18 protein-coding genes and 1 pseudogene are annotated in these 21,056 nt (G+C 71.7%); 12 read left to right on the top strand and 7 right to left on the bottom strand.

The genetic code is table 11. The annotated features are described in order from the left end of the window. Positions 1–154: 154 nt before the first annotated feature. The 7 genes from OZN99_RS08295 to OZN99_RS08265 all read left to right on the top strand — a co-directional run bounded on the left by OZN99_RS08295 (position 155) and on the right by OZN99_RS08265 (position 11,343). Entirely contained in the window at positions 155–2,251 is a 2,097-nt protein-coding gene (locus OZN99_RS08295) for an acetate--CoA ligase family protein (RefSeq protein WP_270934735.1), read from the top strand. Between the two features lie 4 nt (positions 2,252–2,255). After that, positions 2,256–3,119 (top strand): MaoC/PaaZ C-terminal domain-containing protein, encoded by an 864-nt coding sequence (locus OZN99_RS08290; RefSeq protein WP_270934734.1) that lies wholly within the window; start codon positions 2,256–2,258, stop codon positions 3,117–3,119. Positions 3,120–3,322: 203 nt separating this feature from the next. Beyond that, positions 3,323–7,558, top strand: a complete 4,236-nt coding sequence (locus OZN99_RS08285; RefSeq protein WP_270934733.1) for a beta strand repeat-containing protein — start codon at positions 3,323–3,325, stop codon at positions 7,556–7,558. Positions 7,559–7,678: 120 nt separating this feature from the next. Next, entirely contained in the window at positions 7,679–8,359 is a 681-nt protein-coding gene (locus OZN99_RS08280; RefSeq protein WP_270934732.1) for a 3-oxoacid CoA-transferase subunit A, read from the top strand. 72 nt (positions 8,360–8,431) lie between these two features. Then, positions 8,432–9,073, top strand: coding sequence for a 3-oxoacid CoA-transferase subunit B (locus OZN99_RS08275; protein ID WP_270934731.1), 642 nt, complete (start codon positions 8,432–8,434; stop codon positions 9,071–9,073). Continuing rightward, a complete protein-coding gene (locus OZN99_RS08270) occupies positions 9,066–9,833 on the top strand; it encodes an enoyl-CoA hydratase/isomerase family protein (RefSeq protein WP_270934730.1) in 768 nt (255 codons plus the stop codon). The genes OZN99_RS08275 and OZN99_RS08270 overlap by 8 nt, the downstream gene beginning before the upstream one ends. 112 nt (positions 9,834–9,945) lie before the next feature. Then, positions 9,946–11,343: an amidase family protein gene (locus tag OZN99_RS08265; RefSeq protein WP_270934729.1), complete on the top strand. Its 1,398-nt coding sequence runs from the start codon at positions 9,946–9,948 to the stop codon at positions 11,341–11,343. Between the two features lie 84 nt (positions 11,344–11,427). On the opposite strand, the gene OZN99_RS08260 is transcribed toward OZN99_RS08265, so the two are convergent. The 4 genes from OZN99_RS08260 to OZN99_RS08245 form a co-directional block, all read right to left on the bottom strand. Then, positions 11,428–12,594, bottom strand: coding sequence for a sulfite oxidase (locus OZN99_RS08260; RefSeq protein ID WP_270934728.1), 1,167 nt, complete (start codon positions 12,592–12,594; stop codon positions 11,428–11,430). A gap of 205 nt (positions 12,595–12,799) precedes the next feature. Further along, positions 12,800–13,717, bottom strand: a complete 918-nt coding sequence (locus OZN99_RS08255; RefSeq protein WP_270934727.1) for a prephenate/arogenate dehydrogenase family protein — start codon at positions 13,715–13,717, stop codon at positions 12,800–12,802. Continuing rightward, positions 13,707–14,792, bottom strand: coding sequence for a histidinol-phosphate transaminase (hisC, locus tag OZN99_RS08250; protein WP_270934726.1), 1,086 nt, complete (start codon positions 14,790–14,792; stop codon positions 13,707–13,709). The genes OZN99_RS08255 and hisC overlap by 11 nt, the downstream gene beginning before the upstream one ends. Before the next feature lie 35 nt (positions 14,793–14,827). Continuing rightward, positions 14,828–15,592, bottom strand: coding sequence for a chorismate mutase (locus tag OZN99_RS08245; protein WP_270934725.1), 765 nt, complete (start codon positions 15,590–15,592; stop codon positions 14,828–14,830). A 143-nt stretch (positions 15,593–15,735) separates the two neighbouring features. Between OZN99_RS08245 and metX the strand changes: the two genes are divergently transcribed. Together metX and metW are read left to right on the top strand one after the other, a co-directional pair. Further along, a complete protein-coding gene (gene metX, locus OZN99_RS08240) occupies positions 15,736–16,890 on the top strand; it encodes a homoserine O-acetyltransferase MetX (RefSeq protein ID WP_270934724.1) in 1,155 nt (384 codons plus the stop codon). Positions 16,891–16,931: 41 nt separating this feature from the next. After that, positions 16,932–17,531, top strand: a complete 600-nt coding sequence (gene metW, locus OZN99_RS08235; protein ID WP_270934736.1) for a methionine biosynthesis protein MetW — start codon at positions 16,932–16,934, stop codon at positions 17,529–17,531. Positions 17,532–17,577: 46 nt separating this feature from the next. On the opposite strand, the gene OZN99_RS08230 is transcribed toward metW, so the two are convergent. Continuing rightward, positions 17,578–17,763 carry a hypothetical protein gene (locus tag OZN99_RS08230; protein ID WP_270934723.1) on the bottom strand — a complete coding sequence of 62 codons (186 nt, stop codon included), beginning with the start codon at positions 17,761–17,763 and terminating at the stop codon, positions 17,578–17,580. A 416-nt stretch (positions 17,764–18,179) separates the two neighbouring features. On the opposite strand from OZN99_RS08230, the gene phbB reads away from it, so the two are divergent. Next, positions 18,180–18,902 carry an acetoacetyl-CoA reductase gene (phbB, locus tag OZN99_RS08225; RefSeq protein ID WP_270934722.1) on the top strand — a complete coding sequence of 241 codons (723 nt, stop codon included), beginning with the start codon at positions 18,180–18,182 and terminating at the stop codon, positions 18,900–18,902. 97 nt (positions 18,903–18,999) lie between these two features. Continuing rightward, entirely contained in the window at positions 19,000–19,644 is a 645-nt protein-coding gene (locus OZN99_RS08220) for a YciI family protein (RefSeq protein ID WP_270934721.1), read from the top strand. 49 nt (positions 19,645–19,693) lie between these two features. Here the strand turns inward: OZN99_RS08220 and OZN99_RS08215 are convergent, their stop codons facing one another. After that, a complete protein-coding gene (locus OZN99_RS08215) occupies positions 19,694–19,867 on the bottom strand; it encodes a hypothetical protein (RefSeq protein ID WP_270934720.1) in 174 nt (57 codons plus the stop codon). A gap of 70 nt (positions 19,868–19,937) precedes the next feature. On the opposite strand from OZN99_RS08215, the gene yddG reads away from it, so the two are divergent. Further along, positions 19,938–20,783 carry an aromatic amino acid exporter YddG gene (yddG, locus tag OZN99_RS08210; protein WP_270934719.1) on the top strand — a complete coding sequence of 282 codons (846 nt, stop codon included), beginning with the start codon at positions 19,938–19,940 and terminating at the stop codon, positions 20,781–20,783. Between the two features lies 1 nt (position 20,784). Here yddG and OZN99_RS08205 read toward each other — a convergent pair. Then, positions 20,785–21,056, bottom strand: a pseudogene (locus OZN99_RS08205) (class I SAM-dependent methyltransferase); the annotation flags it as partial.

The raw sequence follows: 21,056 nt of genomic DNA, 5'->3' as shown, positions 1-21,056 counted from the left end.
TCCGTCGGCGCCGACGCGGTGGTGGCGCCGGGGGCCGCGGTGGCGGAGGACGTGCCGCAGGGCGCGCGCGTGGGCGGCGTGCCGGCGCGGCCGATCTGACAGCCGAGCCCATGGGGGCTTGCGCGGCGCGCGGCGCTCTGCCCCTCTCGCCGGCATGGATGACACGCCCACCCATCCGCTGGACGCGCTGCTGCGGCCGCGTGCCATCGCCATCGTCGGCGCCTCGGACGATCCGACGCGGATCGGCGGGCGGCCGCTGGCCTATCTGAAGGCGCGCGGCTTCGCGGGCGCCATCCTGCCGGTGAACCCGAACCGCCCGACCGTCCAGGGGCTGCCCGCCTTCCCCGACGTGGCGAGCCTGCCGCAGGCGCCGGACGCCGCCATCATCGCCATCCCCGGCGAGGGCGCGATCGCCGCGGTGGAGGCGCTGGGCGCGCGTGGCTGCCGCGCCGGCATCGTCTTCACCGCAGGCTTCGCGGAGGTTGGGCCGGAGGGCGCCGCGCTGCAGGAGCGGCTGGTGGCGGCGGCGACGCGGCACGGGATGCGCCTGGTGGGGCCGAACTGCCTCGGCCTGTTCAACGCGCCGCTGGGCTACTTCCCGATCTTCTCGGCCAGCTTCGAGAATGGCTGGCCGCTGCCCGGCGTGGTCGGCATCGCCAGCCAGTCCGGCGCCTATGGCAGCCACCTCTTCGCCGCGGCGCGCGACCGCGGCATCGGCACGCCGGTGCTGGTGACGACGGGCAACGAGGCCGACCTGCACCTGGCCGACATCATCGAATGGATGGCGGCGCGCGACGAGGTGGAGGTGATCGCCGCCTATGCCGAGGGCATCCGCGACGGCGCCCGCTTCGTGCAGGCGCTGGAGGCGGCGCGGCGCGCGCGCAAGCCCGTGGTGATGATGAAGGTCGGCCGCAGCGCGGTGGGCGAAGCCGCAGCGCAGTCGCACACCGCCTCCATCGCCGGCGACGACCGGGTGATGGATGCGGTGCTGGCGGAGTGCGGCGTGCATCGGGCGCGCACCACCGAGGAGCTGCTCGACATCTGCTACGTCGCGCAGAAGCGCATCTACCCCGTAGGGAACACGCTCGGGGTGGTGACGATCTCCGGCGGGGCGGGCGTGCTGATCGCCGATGCGGCGGAGGCCGCCGGCCTGCCGATGCCTGAAATGCCGGAGGATGCGCAGGCCAGGCTGAAGGCGCTCGTGCCCTTCTCCTCGCCGCGCAACCCGGTGGACTGCACGGCGCAGGCCTTCAACGACATGGCGGTGGTCGGGCAGTTCGCCGAGAGCATGGCGGCGGATGGCGGCTATGCCAGCCTGATCGCCTTCTTCACGCAGTGGGGCGCCAGCCCGTCCATCGCGCCGCGGCTGCGGGCGGAGCTGAAGGGCGTGCTGGAGCGGCACCCCGACCGGATCTTCGTGCTGTCCATCCTGGCGCCGCCGGAGCGCGTGAAGGAATGGGAGGCCGATGGCTTCCTGGTGATGGAGGATCCGTCCCGCGCGGTCGTCGCGCTGGCGGCGATGGGACGCTTCGGCGAGGCGTTCGCCCGCGCGCCGACGGCGGATGCCGCCCCGCCCGAGGTGACGCTGCCCGACGCTTCGCCGAACGAGGCGGAGGCGAAGCGGCTGCTGGCGACGGCGGGCGTGCCGATGCTGCCGGAGGACGTCTGCGCGACCGCGGAGGACGCCGTGGCGGCGGCGCGGCGGATCGGCTTCCCGGTGGTGGCGAAGATCCTCTCGCCCGACATCCTGCACAAAAGCGAGATCGGCGGCGTATTGCTGGACCTGCGCGACGAGCAGGCTGTGCGCGCCGGCTTCACGACGCTGCTGGACCGCGCCGCGCGCCACGCGCCGGCCGCGCGGATCGAGGGCGTGCTGGTGGCGAAGCAGGCGACGGGCGGCGTGGAGATGGTGATCGGCACGGTGCGCGACCCGGTCTTCGGGCCCGTGGCGATGGTCGGGCTCGGCGGCGTGTTCGTGGAGGTGTTCCGCGACGTCGCCTTCGCGCGATGCCCGGTGGACGAAGGCCGGGCCGTGGAGATGATCCGCAGCCTGCGCGGCTTCCCGCTGCTGGACGGCGCGCGCGGCCGGCCGAAGGCGGATGTGCCGGCGCTGGCGGCCGCGCTGGCGGCGCTGTCGCGCTTCGCTGTGGCGGCGGGGCCTCGGCTGCGCTCGGCGGAGGTGAACCCGCTGCTGGTGCTGCCCACCGGTCAGGGCGCCGTGGCGGCGGATGCCGTGGTGGAGCTGGACTAGAACGATGCCGATCGTCCCCGAGACCCTGCTGAACTTCCCGATCCCGGAGATCCGCCAGCGCCTGCGCTGGCAGGATGCGGCGCTGTACGCGCTGAGCCTGGGCTGCGGGCAGGACCCGATGGACGCGGCGGAGCTGCCCTTCGTGACGGAGGGCGCCGCGATGCGCGCGCTGCCGACCATGGCCGTGGTGCTCGGCTATCCGGGCTTCTGGCTGCGCGACCCGAGGACCGGCGTGGATGCTGTGCGGCTGGTGCATGGCGAGCAGAGCGTGGAGTTGCACGCGCCCCTGCCGGTGGACGGCGAGGTGATCGGGCGGTCGCGCGTGACCGGCCTGGTCGATCGCGGCGAGGGCAAAGGCGCGCTGCTCTATTCCGAGCGGGTGATCCTGGACGCCGCGACCGGCGCGAAGCTCGCGACGCTGGAGCAGACCACCTTCCTGCGCGGCGACGGCGGCTTCGGCGGACCGAGCGGGCCGGTGAAGAAGCCGGCGCCGGAGCCGGAGGGCGCGCCGGCGATCGTTGTGGACCTGCCGACGCGGCCGGAGATGGCGCTGCTGTATCGCCTGAACGGCGACCACAACCCGCTGCACAGCGACCCCGGCGTGGCGGCGAAGGCGGGATTCCCGCGGCCGATCCTGCATGGGCTGGCGACCTTCGGCGTGGTGGGGCGCGCGCTGCTGCGGGCGGTCTGCGGCAACGATCCGGCACGCTTCGGGCAGATGGAATGCCGCTTCTCCGCGCCGGTCTTCCCGGGGGAGACGATCCGGACGGAGATCTGGCCGGACAAGGGCGGCGCGGCGTTCCGGGCGAGGGTGGTGGAGCGGGATGTCGTGGTGGTGGGGAACGGGGCGTTCCGGGCGCATGCCTGACGCCGCTCTTGCTGAGCGCGGAACAGGCCCCTGATCCGACGTAAGGAATCTGCGGCCCGCCCCATCCCGCAGCGCGCCACCGCACGCCCATCTTGCCAGAAACGCATGAAAAATTGTTCAGACGTAATGGGGGTGCTTCTAAATAAGTAACCGCTGCGTAACATCCTCGCGAGCCCGGGACCGGGCGCACGGGGGAAGCAGCCATGGCGAACATCTTCGGCACAAGCGGCAACGACCTCATCGCCAGCACCCTGGCCGGAGGGGTAGCGCCACTCGCGCTGTCGGATGCCGACACCGACGTGGTCTTCGCCGGGGACGGCGACGACACCATCGCTGGCACCTCCGTGCTGACGAATTTCGCACCGAACTTCTACTTTGGCGGCGCCGGCAACGACAGCATCGCCGGCGCGCCCGGCTTCAACGCCTATCTCAGCGGCGACGACGGCGCCGACACGATCGCGGCCTTCAATATCGGGTCCGATCCGGTCTCGACGATCTCCGGCGGCGCCGGCAACGACAGGCTCACCGGCAACGGCGCCGGGGACAACATCGACGGCGGCAACGACGACGACACCATACTGGGCCTGAGCGGCTTCGACCGCCTGTTCGGCGGGCAGGGCGCCGACAGCATCGATGGCGGGGGGGGAGCCGACCTGCTCGACGGCGGCAGCGGGAACGACACGCTCGTCGGCGGCGCGGACTGGGACACGATCGACGGCGGCAGCGGCAACAACAGCATCTCGGGCGGCGACGGCGGCGACAACCTGACTGGCGGCTTCGAGAACGACACCATCGACGGCGGCAACGACAGCGACCGGATCTACGGCGGCAGTGGCTACAACCTCATCACCGGCGGCCTGGGCGACGATTCGATCGTCGCGGAATGGCAGGACGACACCATCGACGGCGGCGAGGGCAATGACACCATCCATGCCGGCAGCGGGAACTTCGACCTCGCGACGAGCATCCTGGGCGGCAACAGCGTGATCGGCGGCGACGGCAACGACTACATCACGGCGACCGGCGGCAACAACACGATGGCCGGCGATGCCGGTAACGACCTGCTGTTCTCGGGCGGCAACAACGACCTGATGGACGGCGGCATCGGCAACGACTCGATCGAGGCGGGCGGCGGCAACAACACGCTGTCCGGCGGCACCGGCAACGACACCCTGTCGGCGTGGTTCGGTGCGGACAGCATCGACGCCGGCGACGGCAACGACCGCGTCGATGCGGGCGACGGCGCCAACACGGTGGTGGGCGGGAACGGGTTCGACACCATCTCCGCCGGCTTCGGCAGCGACAGCCTCTCGGGCGGGGCCGACAACGACCGGATCGAGGCGGGCGAGGGCAACAACACCGTCTCCGGCGGCGACGGCGTGGACGACATCTTCGCGGGCGGCGGCGCGGACAGCCTCTCCGGCGAGAACGGCAACGACAACATCTTCGCCGGGAATGGCAACAACACCATCAGCGGCGGCATCGGGAACGACAACATCTTCGCGGGCTTCGGCGCGGACAGCATCAGCGGTGGCGAGGGCAACGACTACATCGAGGCGGGCACCGGCGCCAACGTCGTGGACGGCAACCTCGGCAACGACACGATCTATGGCGGCGGCAACGCGGAGACGCTGTCGGGCGGCGACGGCAACGACGCCATGTCGGGTGACTTCGGCAATGACAGCCTGCTGGGCAACGACGGCAACGACTCGATCGATGGCGGCGACGGGTCGGACACCCTCGACGGCGGGACCGGCAACGACCGCCTGCTGGGCGGCGGCAGCGCCGACACGTTCCGTGGCTCGACGGGCAACGACACGATCGACGGCGGCGAGGGCTTCGACCTGATCGACTACTCGGCGCTCGGCGAGAGTGCCCGTGTCGTCGTCACCCTGGCCAGCGGCTGGTTCCGCGTCGCCAAGCGCGATGCGGTCACCGGCACCCTGCTCGGCAGCGACAACGTCTCCGGCGCGCTGGAGAGCTTCGTCGGAACGGACAACGCCGACCGGCTGCTGGGCTGGGACCAGGACGAGACCTTCGCCGGCGGCAAGGGCAACGACACGATCGGCGGCGGCGGCGGAACCGATACCGCGCGATACGACCTGCCCGGCACCGGCAGCGTCGTGGCCAACCTGATGACGGGCCTGGTCGATGACGGGTGGGGCGGAACGGACGTGCTGCTGCTGGCCAGCGCCGGCAACAGCTTCATCGAGAACCTGACCGGCAGCGACAACGCCGACACGCTGATCGGCGACACGGACAACAACCTGCTGCGCGGGCGTGGCGGCGCCGACCGGCTGGAAGGCGGCGACGGCTCCGACCTCGCGGATTGGCTGGGCGACAGCACCGTCACCGGCGTGCTGGCCAACCTCTCCGCCGACGCGATCGACGGCGTGGCCGGCGGCACGGCACGTGACACCGGCGGCGCCTTCGACACGCTGGTCGGCATCGAGAACCTGCGTGGCACCGATGCGGCCGACACGCTGATCGGCGCGGACGACGCGACCAATTCTCTTCGCGGCAGCCGCGGCGCCGACGTGATCGACGGGCGGCTCGGCAACGACATCGCAGATCACCGCAACGACACCGACCTCAACGGCGACTTTTACGGTGCCATCGTCAATCTCTCCGACCAGGCGGTCACCATTCCGGGCTTCGGTTCGGAGACGAATGTCGCGGTCGGTGCGCGCCGCGCCCGCGACGGGTGGGGCGACATCGACACGCTGACCAGCATCGAGAGCGCCACCGGCACCAGCGTGAACGACCTGCTGATCGGCCTGGAGCGCAACCCTGCCTTCGTTGTCGCCGGCGTCGAGTTCTTCAGCACGGACCGCTCCTTCCTGCGCGGCCGGCAGGGCAACGACACGATCCGCGCGATCGACACCGGCGATGGCGTCGTGGCCAGCTACAGCGACGAGCCGGCCGGCATCGTCGCGCGGCTCGACCTGGGTGACACCATCGAGGACGGGCTCGGCTACCTCGACACGCTGGTGAACGTGATCAACGTGGACGGCACCAACAGCGCCGACGTGATCACGGCCGCGGCCGGCGGCAGCTGGATGCGGGGCCGCGGCGGGGATGACACGCTGACCGGCGGCGCCGGCTTCGACTTCCTGAACTACGGCACGGCCGCCGCCGGCGTGCGCGTCGATCTGCCGGCGGGCGCGGCGCAGGATGGCGATGGGGGCACCGACAGCCTGGCCGGCAGCTTCGAGTTCCTCACCGGCGGCCGCTTCGCCGACACGTTCGTCGGCGACGCGGACGGGACCTGGTTCTTCGGTGCGGCCGGCGCGGACAGCATGGTCGGCAGCGTCACCGGGAATGACTGGGTCAGCTACTACAGCCCCTGGTCCGACGTCGCCGCCTCGCTGCACAACGGCGTCCTCGTGAACCTGCAGAGCGGCACCGCGCTGGACGGGGACGGCACGCCGGGCGGCGGCTCGCTCGACCGCTTCATCAGCATCGAGAACGCCCTCGGCAGCTTCGGCGCGGACACCTTGATTGGAAGCACCGGCGCCAATTCCCTGCACGGCGCGGAGGGCGACGATTCAATCTCCGGCAATCCGGGCAACGACACGCTCCTGGGCTGGGTCGGCAACGACACGCTGGACGGCGGCACCGGTAACGACCTGATGGATGGCGGCGCCGGCAACGACCTGTTCGTCGTGAACATCCGCTTCGACGCGATCGCCGAAGCCGTCGGCGAGGGCGCGGACACGGTCCAGGCCTATGTCGCCTACACGCTCGGCGCCAGCGCCGAGGTCGAGGTGCTGCAGCTGATGGGCGCGGCCAACCTGAACGGTACGGGCAACGCCTTCAACAACACCATCCTCGGCAACACCGGCGCGAACACGCTGGACGGCAGCACGGGCGACGACGTGCTGGATGGCGATGGGGGGGCCGACTCCCTGGTCGGCAATGTCGGCAGCGATTCGCTGATCGGCGGGGTGGGCCTCGACACGCTGTTCGGCGGCAGCGAGGGCGATACGCTCAGCGGCGGCGCGGATGCCGACCGGTTCCACTTCGACAAGGTGACGGACAGCTACCGCGCGACGATCGACCGGATCACCGACATGCAGGTCGGGCTGGACGACATCGCGCTGGCCGGCGCGCCGGGGCGGCTCTTCGCGGGCGTCAATCCGGTCGGCATCAACTTCAACGGCGTGGTGGGCGTGGCCTTCGCCAATCTCGGCGTCGGCGCCAGCCTCTTCGCGCCGGTGATGTCCGGCATCAACACCGCGCTTGGCGGTGCAGCTTCCGTGACCGCGAGCGGCGCGGCGCTGCAGGCGTGGCAGGTGAACGTGGCCGCCGGCACCGCGGCGGGGACGTATGTCTACGTCAACGACGGTGTCGCCGGCGCCTTCCATGCCACCGACCTGCTCATCGGGGTGACGCTGGTAGGCGGGCCGCTGACGGGGGCCGACTTCATCCTCGTCTAGGTCAGCCACCAGCCTGGCCGGGCGCCAGGCGAAGCCATGGCGCGGCCTGGACGACCGGCGCCCGACCGGCTACCTCCGCCGCGGTTTCCGGACCGCGGCGGGAGGCGGAGGCAGGCGCGCATGATCAACAAGATCGTCCAGTCCATCGCCGAGGCGCTGGCCGGCGTGCAGGACGGCGCCACCGTGCTGATGGGTGGCTTCGGCGCCGTCGGACAGCCGGACGAACTGATCGAGGGCCTCATCGAGCAGGGCGCGAAGGACCTGGTGGTCGTCGCCAACAATGCGGGCGCGGGCAAGGTCGGCCTGGCGAAGCTGATGGAAGCCGGGCGCGTCCGGAAGATCATCTGCTCCTTCCCGCGCTCGGCCGGATCCACCGTGTTCGAGGAGCTCTACCGCGCCGGGAAGCTGGAGCTGGAGATCGTGCCGCAGGGCACGCTGGCGGAACGGATGCGCGCGGCCGGCGCCGGCATTCCCGCCTTCTACACGCCGACCGGCGCGGGCACGAAGCTGGCGCAGGGCAAGGAGACGCGCGAGTTCAACGGCCGCCCGCATGTCATGGAACTGGCGCTGAAAGGCGACGTCGCGCTGGTGGAGGCCTGGGAAGGCGATCGCTGGGGCAACCTGACCTACCGGGAGAGCGGGCGGAACTTCAACCCGGTGATGGCGATGGCGGCCGATCTGACGGTGGCGCAGGTGCACCATGTCCGCGAGCTGGGCGAGATCGCGCCGGACCACGTCCACACGCCCGGCATCTTCGTGAACCGCGTGGTCCGCGTGCAGCGCGGCGCGCCCTGGATTTGAGGCGGCCGATTCAGACCTCCGGGCCTCTCGGCCCTGCGGTCATCGGACGCCAGGCCTGAGGGAGGGATCGACATGAGCTGGAACCGCACCCAGATGGCCGCGCGCGTCGCGCAGGACATCCCGGAAGGCTGGTTCGTCAACCTCGGCATCGGCATCCCGACCATGGTCGCCGATCATGTGCCGGCGGAGCGCGAGGTGATCCTGCACTCGGAGAACGGCATCCTCGGCATGGGCCCCGCGCCGGAGAAGGACAAGGTCAATGCCTGGCTGGTGAATGCCGGCAAGCAGCCGGTCACGCTGCGGCCGGGCGGCAGCTTCTTCCACCATGCCGACAGCTTCGGGATGATCCGGGGCGGCCATATCGACCTCTGCGTGCTCGGCGCCTTCGAGGTGGCGGCGAACGGCGACATCGCGAACTGGGCGACCAGCGAGAACGACAGCGCGCCGGCCGTGGGTGGCGCGATGGACCTCGCGGCGGGCGCGAAGCGGCTCTGGGTGGTGATGGACCACACCACGAAGGACGGCACGCCGAAGCTCGTGGAGCGCTGCGGCTATCCGCTGACCGCCATGGGCGCGGTGCAGCGCGTCTACACCAACCTGGCGGTGGTGGAGGTGGTGCCCGGGCGCGGCTTCGTCGTGAAGGAAATCGCGCCGGGCCTCTCGCTGGCCGAGGTGCAGGCGAAGACCGCCGCGAAGCTCCACGTCGATGGCTGAGATGCGCGTCGTCGAGGCGCGCGACGGCGGCGTGCTGACGCTGACGCTGGACTACCCGGCGCGGCGCAACGCCCTGGCGATGCCGCTGCGCGAGGAGCTGCACCGCATCCTGGAGGCGGCACAGGGCGATGCGGATGTCCGCTCGATCGTGCTGACCGGCGCGGGCGGCGTGTTCTGCTCGGGCGGCGACATCTCCGGCATGAACGTGACGGACAGCGAGACGGGGCGCGAGAGGATGCGGCGCACGCATCGCATCATCCGCCTGATGGTCGCCGGACGCGTCCCCATCGTTGCGGCGGTGGAGGGCTGGTGCGTTGGTGCGGGGCTCTCCATCGCCTGCGCCTGCGACACCATCGTGGCGGCCGAGGATGCGAAGTTCATGGCGGGCTTCGGCAAGGTCGGGCTGATGGCCGATCTCGGCCTGCCCTTCACCCTGCCGGCACGCATCGGCGCAGGGCGCGCGCGGCAGTTCTTCCTCTACGGCACGCAGGCCGATGCCAAGGAGGCGGAGCGGATCGGCCTGGTGGACCATGTGGTGCCGAAGGGTGCCGCGCTGGCCAAGGCGACGGAGCTCGCGAAGTTCCTGGCCGCGCAGGCGTCGCTGCCGATCGCGCTGACCAAGCAGATCCTGGCCGAGGGGCTGGATCGCGCGCTGGAGGAGGAGCGCGGCTTCCAGACGGCGTGCTTCCTCAGCGCCGACCACGCCGAAGGCAAGGCGGCCTTCCTGGAGAAGCGGGATCCGCAATTCGGGCGGCGTTGACGTCGGGCGGGCTGGCGCGGAGCATGACGCGGTTCATGTCGGGCGGGCCGATTCAGACCTGCGGGCCTGCCGGCCCTCCGGTGATCGGACCGCCGCAGCCTGGAGCCCGACGATGACCGCATTCTGGCGTCTGCCCGCGACCGAGGTCGCTGCCCTGGTGCGCGCACGCAAGGCGAGCGCGACGGAGGTGGCGCGCGACGCGCTGGCGCGGCTGGACGCGGCCAACCCCGCGATCAACGCGGTGGTGGACCACCGGCCGGAGGAGACGCTGGCCGAGGCCGCGCGCGTGGACGCCGCCATCGCGCGCGGCGAGGACCCCGGCCCGATGGCCGGCGTGCCCGTGACCATCAAGGTGAACGTGGACCAGAAGGGCTTCGCCACCACGAACGGGCTGAAGATCCAGAAGGACGTCATCGCCGCCGAGGACAACCCGGTGGTCGCCAACCTGCGGAACGCCGGCGCCGTGATCCTCGGCCGCACCAACACGCCGGCCTTCTCGCTGCGCTGGTTCTGCCGCAACGGGCTGCACGGCCACACCAGGAACCCCTGGGATCCCGGCATCACGCCGGGCGGCTCCTCGGGCGGCGCGGCGGCGGCGACGGCGGCGGGGATCGGGGCCGTCGGGCATGGCACGGATATCGGGGGCTCCATCCGCTATCCAGCCTATGCCTGCGGCATCCACGGGTTGCGCCCGACGCTCGGGCGCATCCCCGCGGTGAACTTCACCTCCCCGGACCGGCATATCGGCGGGCAGATCATGGCGGTCTCGGGTCCGCTAGCGCGCACTATCGCCGACGTGAAGCTCGCCTTCGCCGCGATGGCGGCGCGCGACGTGCGCGAGCCCTGGTGGGTGGACATGCCGATGCAGGGCCCGCCGGCGCCCAAGCGCGCCGCACTCTGCGTGAAGCCGGAGGGCCTGCCGACCGTACCGGAGGTGGAGGCGGCGCTGCGCGACGCCGCGAAGCGCCTGGAGGCCGCCGGCTGGGCGGTGGAGGAGGTGCCGCTGCCGCCGCTGCGCGAGCCGGCGCAGCTGCAGGCGCTGCTCTGGCTGGCCGAGACGCGGCGCGGGCTGAACAAGGCGATCGTCGCGGAAGACGATCCCGACGCGACCTTCGTCTATGCGCAGATGGAGGAACTTTGCCCGGCGCCGGACCTGTTCGGCTTCATGGACGCGCTGCAGAAGCGTGTCGGGTTCGTGCGGCAGTGGATGACCTTCTTCGAGACCTGGCCCGTGGCGCTGTGCCCCGTCTCGGCAGAGCTGCCCTTCGCGGACCAGCTGGATGTGGAGGGCCCCGCGGTGTTCCGCCGCGTGATGGAAGCGCAGCTGACCCAGGTGGGCCTGCCGCTGATGGGGCTGCCGGGGCTGACGGTGACGACCGGGCTGGTCGGCCGTGTGCCGGTCGGCGTGCAGCTGCTGGCCGGGCGGTATCGCGAGGACCTGCTGCTGGAGGCCGGAGCGGCAATCGAGGCCGCCGGGGTGCCGGCGACGCCGGTGGAGCCGCGCGTCTGACATCGCGGCGGGTTTGCGCGCTACTCAGACGGGCGGCGGTGCTCCCGCCGCCCGAGCCTCTCCGGTGCGCTGCCGCGTGCCGGCTCAGGCAATGCGGATCCGCCGCGTGACCTGCCCGTTGCTCTCCCAGTAGGTGCGCTTGCTGGTGATCCAGGGGTCGTCCATCGTCGGCTGAATCCGTCCCGCGGCATCGACCGCGCGCGATGTGACCGCATGCTCGCCCGGCGCAGGGTTGTCCCAGTCCAGCGACCAGATCTTCCATCCGAACTCGGCTTCCTCGGCGCGGTCGAGCGTTGCCGGCACCCAGGGGCCATCGTCGATCCGCACATCCACCCGCGCGACAGGGCGGCCCCAGGCTGCGCCGACGACACGATAGCGGCCGCCAACCCGGGTGACCCTGGCGGGCGCCGACTTCAGCAGCGTGCGGCCGACCAAGGTCTCCACCGCAAGCCTCCGGCCGCCGATCTCTTCCTCGCGCACGGTCACGTAGTCCCGGGCCATGAAGCGGCCCGCGAAGCGCGTGTCCCGTACCTCGATGCGGTCGAGCCACTTGACGTTGGTGACCCCGTACCAGCCGGGGGCGACCAGCCGCAACGGGAAGCCGTTCTCGCGCGGAAGCGCGGCGCCGTTCATCTCCCAGCACAGCAGCACGTTGGCCGCGGTGGCATCGGCCACCGACATGCTGCGCGCAAACGGCGCGCGCACCTTCACGTCGCGGATCTGCTCCTCCCCGCTATCGGCGCCGTAGAAGACCACCTCGATGCCGTCCCGGCGAAGCCCGGCCTCGCGCAGCAGCGGCGCCAGCGGCGTGCCGGCCCAACGGGCGTTGCCGATGGCGCCGGTGAGCCAGGGAATGCCGTGATTGCCCGAGCACTCCACCGTGAAGGCGACCTCCCGCCGTGGCCGCGCCCTGATCTGGTCAAGCGTGAGGCTGAGCGGCCGTTCCACCAGGCCGTCGACCCGCAACCGGAAGGTGGCCGGGTCGATCTCCGGAATGCCGTAATGGGCAACGACGAAGAAGCGGTCGTTCGGCGTGATCCAGGAGTCCAGGCGCTCCCAATCCAGTTGGCGCGGCACCACCTGGGGCGCGGCAACCGGCGGAGGCGGGTCTACCCAGGGGACGACCTCCTCGCCCTGGCGGTTCGGGAAGGCCCAGGCCGGCAAGGCCGAGCCCAGCGAAGCCAGTCCCGCCGCGGTTGCGGCTGCGCCATGGACGAGGACCTCGCGGCGCCGCATGTCTGCATTCGCCATCACACGCCTCCATCGCTGCGTTCCGCCGTTCGTGCGGTCGCAATGCGAGCCTAGCGCGTAGCCATCGGCAGAAGGGGCCGTTCCGTCTCGGGGACGAGGCTTCGGCTCACGCGCGCTCGGCACGCGCCCGCGCGCCGCCGGGCGCATCCGGCACGAGATCGGAATGATGCCGCGCGACAGCGATTGGCAACGGATGCCGCGCTGCCTACGCCTGGTGCCGCTCGATCAGGTCGTGCCGGATCTTCCGCCCGCGCCGGATTCGGTCCTCGATGTAGTCCGCCTGGCCCCAGCGCACCGCGCGGCCCAGCGCATGCGCGTCCTCGCTGAATCGGCCGAGCATCTCCAGCAGCGCCTCGCGGTTGTTGAGGAACACGTCGCGCCACATGGTCGGGTCGCTCGCCGCGATGCGGGTGAAGTCGCGGAAGCCGGAGGCGGCGAATTTCAGCACCGCCTCCTTCGTCTCCTCCGCCAGGTCGTCGGCAGTGGAGCAGATGGTGAAGGCGATCAGGTGCGGCAGGTGGGAAACGATGGCGACGATCTTGTCGTGCGTCGCCGGGTCCAGCGTCTCGATCATGCTGCCGCAGCGGCGCCAGAGCTCGGCCACCTTCTCCACAGCGGCGGGGTCGGTAGCCGGCAGCGGCGTCAGGATGCAGTAGCGCCCCTCGAACAGCTCGGCGAAGCCGGCATCGGGGCCGGAATGCTCGGTGCCGGCCATCGGATGCGCCGGCACCAGATGCGTGCCTTTCGGCATCAGCGGCAGCAGGTCGCGCACCACGCTGCCCTTGGTGGAGCCGACATCGCTGACGATCGCGCCCGGCTTCAGATGCGGCGCGACGGTCGCCATCAGCGACGCATAGGCGCCGACGGGGACGCAGAAGATCACGCAATCCGCGCCCTGCACCGCCTTCGCGGGATCGGCCTCCACAACGTCGGCGATGCCGAGCTCCCGCACGCGGTCCAGCGTGGCCGCGCTGCGCGCATGCGCCACCACGGTGCGCGCGATGTCGCCGCGCGCCCTGGCGATGCGCGCGATGGAGGAGCCGATCAGCCCGATGCCGAGCAGGCAGAGCCGGTCGAAGAGCGGTCCGGGCGGGCCGCTGAAGGGCGGGATGTCACTGGCCACGCGCGAACGCGGTCAGCGCCTCGATCACCAGGGTGCACTCCTCGGCGGTGCCGATCGTCACGCGCAGCGTCTGGCCGAGGCCGTAGCCGCCCATGGCGCGCACGATCAGCCCGCGGGCGCGCAGATGCGCGTCGGCGGCCTTGGCGCGCGCCGCGTCGCGGAAATCCACCAGAACGAAGTTGCCTTCGCTGGGCCAGACCTTGAGGCCGGCCGCGGTGAGCGCCGCGCTGACCTTGGCGCGCCATTCCGTGTTGTGCGCGACCGACTTCTCGACCCAGCCGGGCTCGGCGAGCGCGGCGATGCCGGCGGCCATCACCGCGGCGTTCACGTTGAAGGGCCCGCGCACGCGGCCCAGCACGTCCACGATGGCGGGCGGCGCGTAGCACCAGCCCAGCCGCATGCCGCCCAGCCCGAAGATCTTCGAGAAGGTGCGGCACATCACCGTGTTGCTGGTGGCGTCCACCAGCTTCACGCCCGGGTCGTAGTCCGGCCGCGTGACGTATTCGGCATAGGCGCTGTCCAGCACCAGCAGCACGTCGTCGCGCAGCTCGCGGCGCAGGCGTTCCACCTCGGACTGCGGCAGGATGGAGCCGGTGGGGTTGTTCGGGTTGGCCAGGAACATCAGCCGCGTGCGCGGGCCGACGGCGGCCAGCAGGCCGTCCACGTCGGCGGTCAGGTTCCTCTCCGGCACCTTGATCACGCGGCAGCCGGCCCAGCGGCCGGTCAGGTCGTACATCATGAAGCCATGCGCCGACATGATGAGCTCAGTGCCCTCCCCGCCATAGGCGAGGATCAGCATGGCGAGCAGCTCGTCGGAGCCGTTGCCGCAGACGATGCGTGCGGGGTCCAGGCCGAAGCGCCCGCCGATCGCCTCGCGCAGCGCCGTGGCGCCGCCATCGGGGTAGCGATGCGCCTCCGCCGCGCTGCGGGCGATGGCCTCGATCGCACCGGGCGGCGGGCCGAAGGCGCCCTCGTTGGAGGAGAGCTTGATCACCCGGTTCACGCCCGGGACCTTCGACTCCCCGCCGACATAGGGCTCGACCGAGAGGATGGAGGGGCGCGGCATCACGGACATGGCGGTACGGGTCCTGGCGGAAGTCGAACGGGGCGTCAGGCGGCAGGCGTGGCGTAGGAGCCGAGGACCGTGGCGCCCATCGCCGCCAGCCGCACATCGCCGGCGGTGACGATGCCCGGCACCTCGACAAGGCAGAGCTCGCCCTCGCGCAGCAACGGGCGGGGCGGCAGCCCCTCCCCGGGCAGGCCGGCCAGGGCGCGTTCCGGGCAGCGGAGCAGGCTGAGGTCGTCGCCGGACGGATCGGGCGGGGTGGGCGAGAGGAGGAACACGGTCGGCTCGCCGCCCAGGAATGGCAGGCGCGCCGTGACGAAGAGGCGCGAGGGATAATGCGTGCGCCACCATCGCCCGCCGGCGGGCAGCGCGACCAGGCCGACCTTGCCGGCCTCGAAGGCGGCGAGCGCGGCGACGTCGTCGGCGCAACGCGTCACTGGCGCCGACAGGCCGAGATGGCCGCGCAGCACCTCGACCCCGGCCTCCGGCAGCCAGGCCGCCACGGTCAGCGGCGCCTGGAGGTTCGTGGTGGCGGCCAGCAATTCCCGCCACAGCCGCACCAGGGCGGCGCGCGGCAGCGGGCCGGCATGGCGGCCGAGCAGGCGGCGCAGGATCACGGCCTCCCGCCCCGGGCGGATCGCCGGGCCGTTGCCCTTGGTGCGGCTGGCGGCGAGGCGCGCGACGACGTCCACGCGCCGCATCAGCAGGTCGTGCAACTGGTCGTCCAGGCTGTCGATCTCGGCGCGCAGCGCGGCGAGGTCGGCGCCCGGCTCGGACTGGTCGGTGACGAGGTCGGCTGTTTCGGGCATGTGCGTCCGGTCCCCCTGTGGTTCCATAGAACCGGCGGCCCCCTTCGCCAAGGCAGGGTTGTGAAGCGGGGCCGCGACACCCGCCGGTTGCCCCGGGCAGGCGTCGCGCCTATTGCTTCGCGCCCAAGCTACGAACGCCAGGCATGACCGAGGCCCTCGCCCCCTTCCGGCAGTTGGACCACCAGCGCGTCCTGTTCGAGGACGGGCTGGCGCTGGATTGCGGGGCCGTGGTGGCGCCCCTGGCCGTGGCCTACCGGACCTATGGCAGGCTGAATGCGGCGCGCAGCAACGCGGTGCTGGTCTGCCACGCGCTGACCGGCGACCAGTACGTGGCGGAGCCGCACCCGCTGACCGGCAAGTCCGGCTGGTGGGAAGCGGTGGTCGGGCCCGGCAAGCCGATCGATACGGAGCGCTACTTCGTCATCTGCGCCAATGTGCTGGGCGGCTGCATGGGAAGCTCCGGACCGCCGGAGGAGATGACGGACGGCGACGGACGGGGTCTCGGCCGGCCCTGGGGCACGGATTTCCCCTCCGTCACCATCCGCGACATGGTGCGCGCGCAGAAGCGCCTGGTGGAGCACCTCGGCATCGCGCGGCTGCTGGCGGTGGTCGGCGGCAGCATGGGCGGCATGCAGGTGCTGGAATGGGCCGCGACGTACCCGGACATGGTGGTCGCCGCGGCGCCCATCGCGACCGCCAGCTACCATTCCGCGCAGAACATCGCCTTCCACGAGGTCGGCCGCGCCGCGATCCACGGCGACCCGGACTGGCAGGGCGGCCGCTACTGGGAGGATGGGCGGATCCCCGCCAAGGGCCTCTCGGTCGCGCGGATGGTCGCGCACATCACCTACCTGTCGGAGCAGGCGCTGGGCCGGAAGTTCGGCCGGCGGCTGCGCGGCGCCAGCGCGCTCACCTTCCTGGAAGACGTGTTCGAGGTGGAGAGCTACCTGCGCTACCAGGGCAGCACCTTCGTCCAGCGCTTCGACGCGAACAGCTACCTGACGATCACCCGCGCCATGGACTACTTCGATCTGGCCGCCGAGCATGGAGGGGAGGTGGCGGCGGCCTTCCGCGGCACGTCCACGCGCTTCCTCGTCGCCTCCTTCAGTTCCGACTGGCTGTTCCCAACGGAGGAGAGCCGCGCCCTGGTGCGCGCGCTGAACGCCGCGGCGGCCAATGTCTCCTTCGTGGAGATCGCGACCGACAAGGGTCACGACGCCTTCCTGCTGGACGAGCCGGTGTTCCACCGCGCGCTGGGCGGCTTCCTGCGCGGCGCGGCGGCGAAGGTCGGCGTGTGATGCCGGACGCGCCGCAGGAGATCCGCTTCGTCGCGAAGAACATGCGGCTCGACCTGCGCCTGATCGCGGAGATGGTCGCGCCCGGCGCGCGCGTGCTCGACATCGGCTGCGGCGACGGCGCGCTGATCGAGCACCTGATCCGCGAGAAGGGCGCCGATGCCCGCGGCATCGAGATCGACATGGCGGAGGCGACGGAAGCCGTGGCGGCCGGGCTGCCGGTGATCCACGGCGATGCCGACGCGGACCTGGCCTTCTACCCGGACGGCGCCTTCGACTACGTGGTGCTGTCCCGCACGCTGCAGGCGGTTGAGAAGCCGCGCGAGGTGCTGCGGCAGATGCTGCGCATCGGCCGCTTCGCCATCGTCTCCTTCCCGAATTTCGGGCACTGGCAGCTGCGCTGGAAGCTGCTGACTTCGGGCCGCATGCCGGACAACGAGACCTGGGACCGGCCCTGGTACGAGACGCCGAACATCCACCCCTGCACCATCCGCGACTTCTTCGCGCTGTGCGCCCAGGACGGCTACGTGGTGGAGCGGTGGCTGGCGGTGGATGACAAGGGGCTGCGCAGCCCCTGGAAGCGGTCCCCCTGGCTCGCCAACCTGTTCGGCGAGCAGGGGCTGTTCCTGCTGCGGCGGGGCTGACTCACCCCTGCCCAGGCGCCGTGGCGCGCATCGCGCCGACTTGCATTCAGTGCAGGGCTGCGCCAGGGCTCAGCGAGGATTCGCCTTCGCCACCCGGCACCAGCGCGGCGGCCATGGCGGCGTGGCGGGCAGCCGCGTCCGCGCCAAGGCGGAGGCACTCGGCCTCGACATAGGCCAGCATCATCAGCAGGGCCGACCGGTCCGTGGCCTTGGCGTCCGTCTTCAAATCCATCACAATTTCCATGCGTCGTGGCTCCCCGGCGCCACGTTCGGCGCGACGGCGACACGCATCGCATACCATTCACGCCGACGTGAAGACGCAATCTCTCGTGGCGGATTTCAACCACGGATTGCAGGCGCGAATTCTCGGACCAGACATCGGCCCGGCTCGAAAAAAGACCCCGGCGGAAGACCGCCGGGGTGGAGTTGAGGGAGGAAACGTCCAGGAACGTCCGTCCGGCGCCTCGGCGCCTTCGGACGGTTTCAAGACTATGGCGGCTCGCCTCACGACACCTTGATCCAAATCAAGCCCCCACATCGCGGCGCCGAAGCCGGTGTTTGCCCTTCCGCCCGAGCCTTGCGAGGATGATGGAAGGGGGCGCGAGGATCGCGTCGCACCGGCAAGGCTCGGAAAGGGGAAACACCGACATGGCACGAGTGGCACTGGTCACCGGCGGTCAACGCGGCATCGGCGCGGCGATCAGCGAGGCGTTGCAGGCAGCGGGCCGCAAGGTCGTCGCCAGCTACGCCGGCAACGACGCCGCGGCGCAGGCCTTCACCGAGCGGACGGGCATCCCCTGCTACAAGTTCGACGTCGGCGACTTCGACGCCTGCCTGGCCGCGGTGGCCAAGATCGAGGCGGAGGTGGGTCCGATCGAGGTGCTGGTGAACAATGCCGGCATCACCCGCGATGCGATGATGCGCAAGCTGACCCGCCAGATGTGGGACGACGTCATCGATACCAACCTCGGCTCCTGCTACAACATGTGCAAGGCCGTGTGGGACGGGATGAACGCGCGCAAGTTCGGCCGCATCGTCAACATCGGCAGCGTCAACGGCCAGGCCGGCCAGCTTGGTCAGGTGAACTACGCCGCGGCCAAGTCCGGCATCCACGGCTTCACCAAGGCTCTGGCCCAGGAAGGCGCGCGCAACAAGATCACCGTGAACGCCGTCGCGCCGGGCTACGTGGACACCGAGATGGTCCGCGCCGTGCCCGCCGACGTGCTGGAGAAGATCGTCGCCCGGATCCCGATCGGCCGCCTGGGCAAGGCGGAGGACATCGCGCGCGGCGTGGTGTTCCTCACGGCCGACGATGCCGAGTTCATCACCGGCTCCACGCTGTCCATCAACGGCGGGCAGCACATGTATTGAGCCTCACGCGCCGGCGCGCTGGCGCGCCGGGACCGGCTGATGGTCTGCGCGCGGGGCCGCGTTCGCGGCCCTGGGCGGTATTCCGGGAGGCGTCGCAATGGCCTGGCTCATCCTCGCCTTCGACGGTACCGATCCGGAAGCCCCCGCGCGGCGCGTGGCGGCTCGCGACGCGCATGTCGCGTGGATCACCGCGGAGGCCGAGGCCGGGCGCCTCGCCCTCGGCCTGCCGCTGCATGACCCGCAGGGCCACAGCCTCGGCTCGCTGATGGTGCTCGACGTGCCGGACCGGTCGGGACGCGACGCCTATCTCGAACAGGAGCCCTTCATGCGGCAGGGCGTGTGGCGGAAGGTGGAGACCCATCCCTTCCGCATCGCCCCCCTGCCCTATGCTCCCTGGCCGACACCGGGCAGCGCCATGCCTGGACCGCGCAGCCACACCATCGTCATCGCGCGGGACGGAACGGATGCCGGCGCCGAGGCGCGGCGCCTGGCGGCGCGGCCGGCGCACATGGCGCGGGTGCGCCCGATGGCGGCGGATGGCACGCTGCTGTTCGGCGGCGCCATCCTGGACGCCTCTGGCACGCACATGACCGGCTCCGTCGCCGTGACACGGCATGCCACGGACGAGGCCGCGCGGCGCTTCTGGTCCGAGGATCCCTACGTCACCGGCGATGTCTGGCGGGAGATGACGCTCTACGCCACGCTACTGCGGCCCCTGCCCTACAAGCCGCTGCCCGGCTGAGGGGCGCGGCGCGCGGCCGCGGCGTGAGGCGGGCGGGGCTCGACGCAGGTCAGCCCTTGGGCTTCGACGGCTTTCGCGGCCGACGCTTCGGCGCGGCCGCCTTCGTCGCGGCGCTGATCCACGCCGACTGCGCCTGCCGCACCGCATTCGCGGCGTGCCCCATCCAGACGCCGGCGGCGCGGTTGGCGGCGGAGAGGAACAGGCTGCGCGGGGTGCCCTTCATGCAAGCGCCAACGCGGGCCGGCGCGCGCGGGTTCGCGGCCGGCGCGCCCGCCGCTATGCAGGCCGTCGCCATGTCACCCGCCACCCTCGCCGGCTGCGGCGCGTTGCTGCTCTGGGCGTTCCTCGCGCTGCTCTCGCGGCTGGCGGCGGGGATCCCGCCGCTGCAGTTGACGGCGATGGGCTTTGCGCTGGGCGGGACGGTGGGGCTGGTGGTCGTGCTGGCGCGCGGCGGCGCGCGGGCCCTGGCGCAGCCACCGCTGGCCTGGGCGCATGGCGTGGGGGGGCTGTTCGGCTACCACGCGCTCTATTTCCTGGCCTTCGCGCTCGCCCCGGCGGTGGAGGTCAACCTGATCAACTATCTCTGGCCGCTGCTGATCGTGCTGCTGGCGGCGCCGATCCGCGGGCTGCGGCTGGGGCCGGCGCGGCTGGCCGGCGTCGGGCTCGGCTTCGCCGGCTGCGCGCTGATCGTCGGGCCGGGGGCGTCCTTCCCGCCGGAGGCGGTGCCGGGCTTCCTGGCGGCGCTGGGCTGCGCGGTGGTGTGGTCGGTCTATTCCGTCACGGCGGGCACGCCGCGCCTGGCGCGCGTGCCGACCGAGGCGGTGGCGGGCTTCTGCCTGGCCACGGCGGCCCTGGCCGCGGCGCTGCACCTGGCCTTCGAGACCACGGCGACGCCGGATTCGCGGCAGTGGTTGGCGGTGCTGGGGCTGGGCCTCGGCCCGGTCGGAGCGGCGTTCTTCCTGTGGGATGTCGGCATGAAGCGGGGCGATCCGCGGCTGCTCGGCACGCTGGCCTATGCGGTGCCGGTCGCCTCCACGCTGCTGCTGATCGCGGCCGGCGAAGGCGAGATGACGTGGCGCGTGGCCGCGGCGACGCTGATGGTGGCGGGCGGCGGCTTCATTGCTGCGCGGGCGCGCTGAGTCAGGCGCGCTTGCGCAGCAGCGCCCGCACCACCTCGGCAGGCCCCTGGTGGCGGGGGCCCTCGTCCAGGCTGACGGTGCCCTCCAGCAGTTCCAGCACCTCCAGCGTGCCGAACAGCTCCTCGACGATCGCGCGCGACCACAGCAGTTCCGGCAGCTTCGGCCCGCCGCTGCGGCGCCCCTGCTGCGCGGGGGTGAAGCATTCCAGCGCCAGCAGCCCGCCCGGCGCCAGGGCACGCGCCGCGCCGGCGGCGGCCGCCGCGCGATCGGCCG

The sequence above is a fragment of the Falsiroseomonas oryzae genome (assembly GCF_027856955.1).
Classification (GTDB): domain Bacteria; phylum Pseudomonadota; class Alphaproteobacteria; order Acetobacterales; family Acetobacteraceae; genus Falsiroseomonas; species Falsiroseomonas oryzae.
Note: the sequence above shows the minus strand (reverse complement) of the source record. Positions and strands in the feature narration are given on the sequence as shown.

What these genes read in the sequence shown, in the direction of transcription:
- metX (WP_270934724.1), top strand. Translation starts at nt 15,736, where the DNA reads ATGACCGAGGCCCTCGCCCCCTTCCGGCAGTTGGACCACCAGCGCGTC.
- OZN99_RS08285 (WP_270934733.1), top strand. Translation starts at nt 3,323, where the DNA reads ATGGCGAACATCTTCGGCACAAGCGGCAACGACCTCATCGCCAGCACC.
- OZN99_RS08215 (WP_270934720.1), bottom strand. Translation starts at nt 19,867, where the DNA reads ATGAAGGGCACCCCGCGCAGCCTGTTCCTCTCCGCCGCCAACCGCGCC.
- OZN99_RS08230 (WP_270934723.1), bottom strand. Translation starts at nt 17,763, where the DNA reads ATGGATTTGAAGACGGACGCCAAGGCCACGGACCGGTCGGCCCTGCTG.
- OZN99_RS08270 (WP_270934730.1), top strand. Translation starts at nt 9,066, where the DNA reads ATGGCTGAGATGCGCGTCGTCGAGGCGCGCGACGGCGGCGTGCTGACG.
- OZN99_RS08260 (WP_270934728.1), bottom strand. Translation starts at nt 12,594, where the DNA reads ATGGCGAATGCAGACATGCGGCGCCGCGAGGTCCTCGTCCATGGCGCA.
- OZN99_RS08265 (WP_270934729.1), top strand. Translation starts at nt 9,946, where the DNA reads ATGACCGCATTCTGGCGTCTGCCCGCGACCGAGGTCGCTGCCCTGGTG.
- OZN99_RS08245 (WP_270934725.1), bottom strand. Translation starts at nt 15,592, where the DNA reads ATGCCCGAAACAGCCGACCTCGTCACCGACCAGTCCGAGCCGGGCGCC.
- OZN99_RS08280 (WP_270934732.1), top strand. Translation starts at nt 7,679, where the DNA reads ATGATCAACAAGATCGTCCAGTCCATCGCCGAGGCGCTGGCCGGCGTG.
- hisC (WP_270934726.1), bottom strand. Translation starts at nt 14,792, where the DNA reads ATGTCCGTGATGCCGCGCCCCTCCATCCTCTCGGTCGAGCCCTATGTC.
- OZN99_RS08290 (WP_270934734.1), top strand. Translation starts at nt 2,256, where the DNA reads ATGCCGATCGTCCCCGAGACCCTGCTGAACTTCCCGATCCCGGAGATC.
- yddG (WP_270934719.1), top strand. Translation starts at nt 19,938, where the DNA reads ATGTCACCCGCCACCCTCGCCGGCTGCGGCGCGTTGCTGCTCTGGGCG.
- OZN99_RS08275 (WP_270934731.1), top strand. Translation starts at nt 8,432, where the DNA reads ATGAGCTGGAACCGCACCCAGATGGCCGCGCGCGTCGCGCAGGACATC.
- OZN99_RS08295 (WP_270934735.1), top strand. Translation starts at nt 155, where the DNA reads ATGGATGACACGCCCACCCATCCGCTGGACGCGCTGCTGCGGCCGCGT.
- phbB (WP_270934722.1), top strand. Translation starts at nt 18,180, where the DNA reads ATGGCACGAGTGGCACTGGTCACCGGCGGTCAACGCGGCATCGGCGCG.
- metW (WP_270934736.1), top strand. Translation starts at nt 16,932, where the DNA reads ATGCGGCTCGACCTGCGCCTGATCGCGGAGATGGTCGCGCCCGGCGCG.
- OZN99_RS08220 (WP_270934721.1), top strand. Translation starts at nt 19,000, where the DNA reads ATGGCCTGGCTCATCCTCGCCTTCGACGGTACCGATCCGGAAGCCCCC.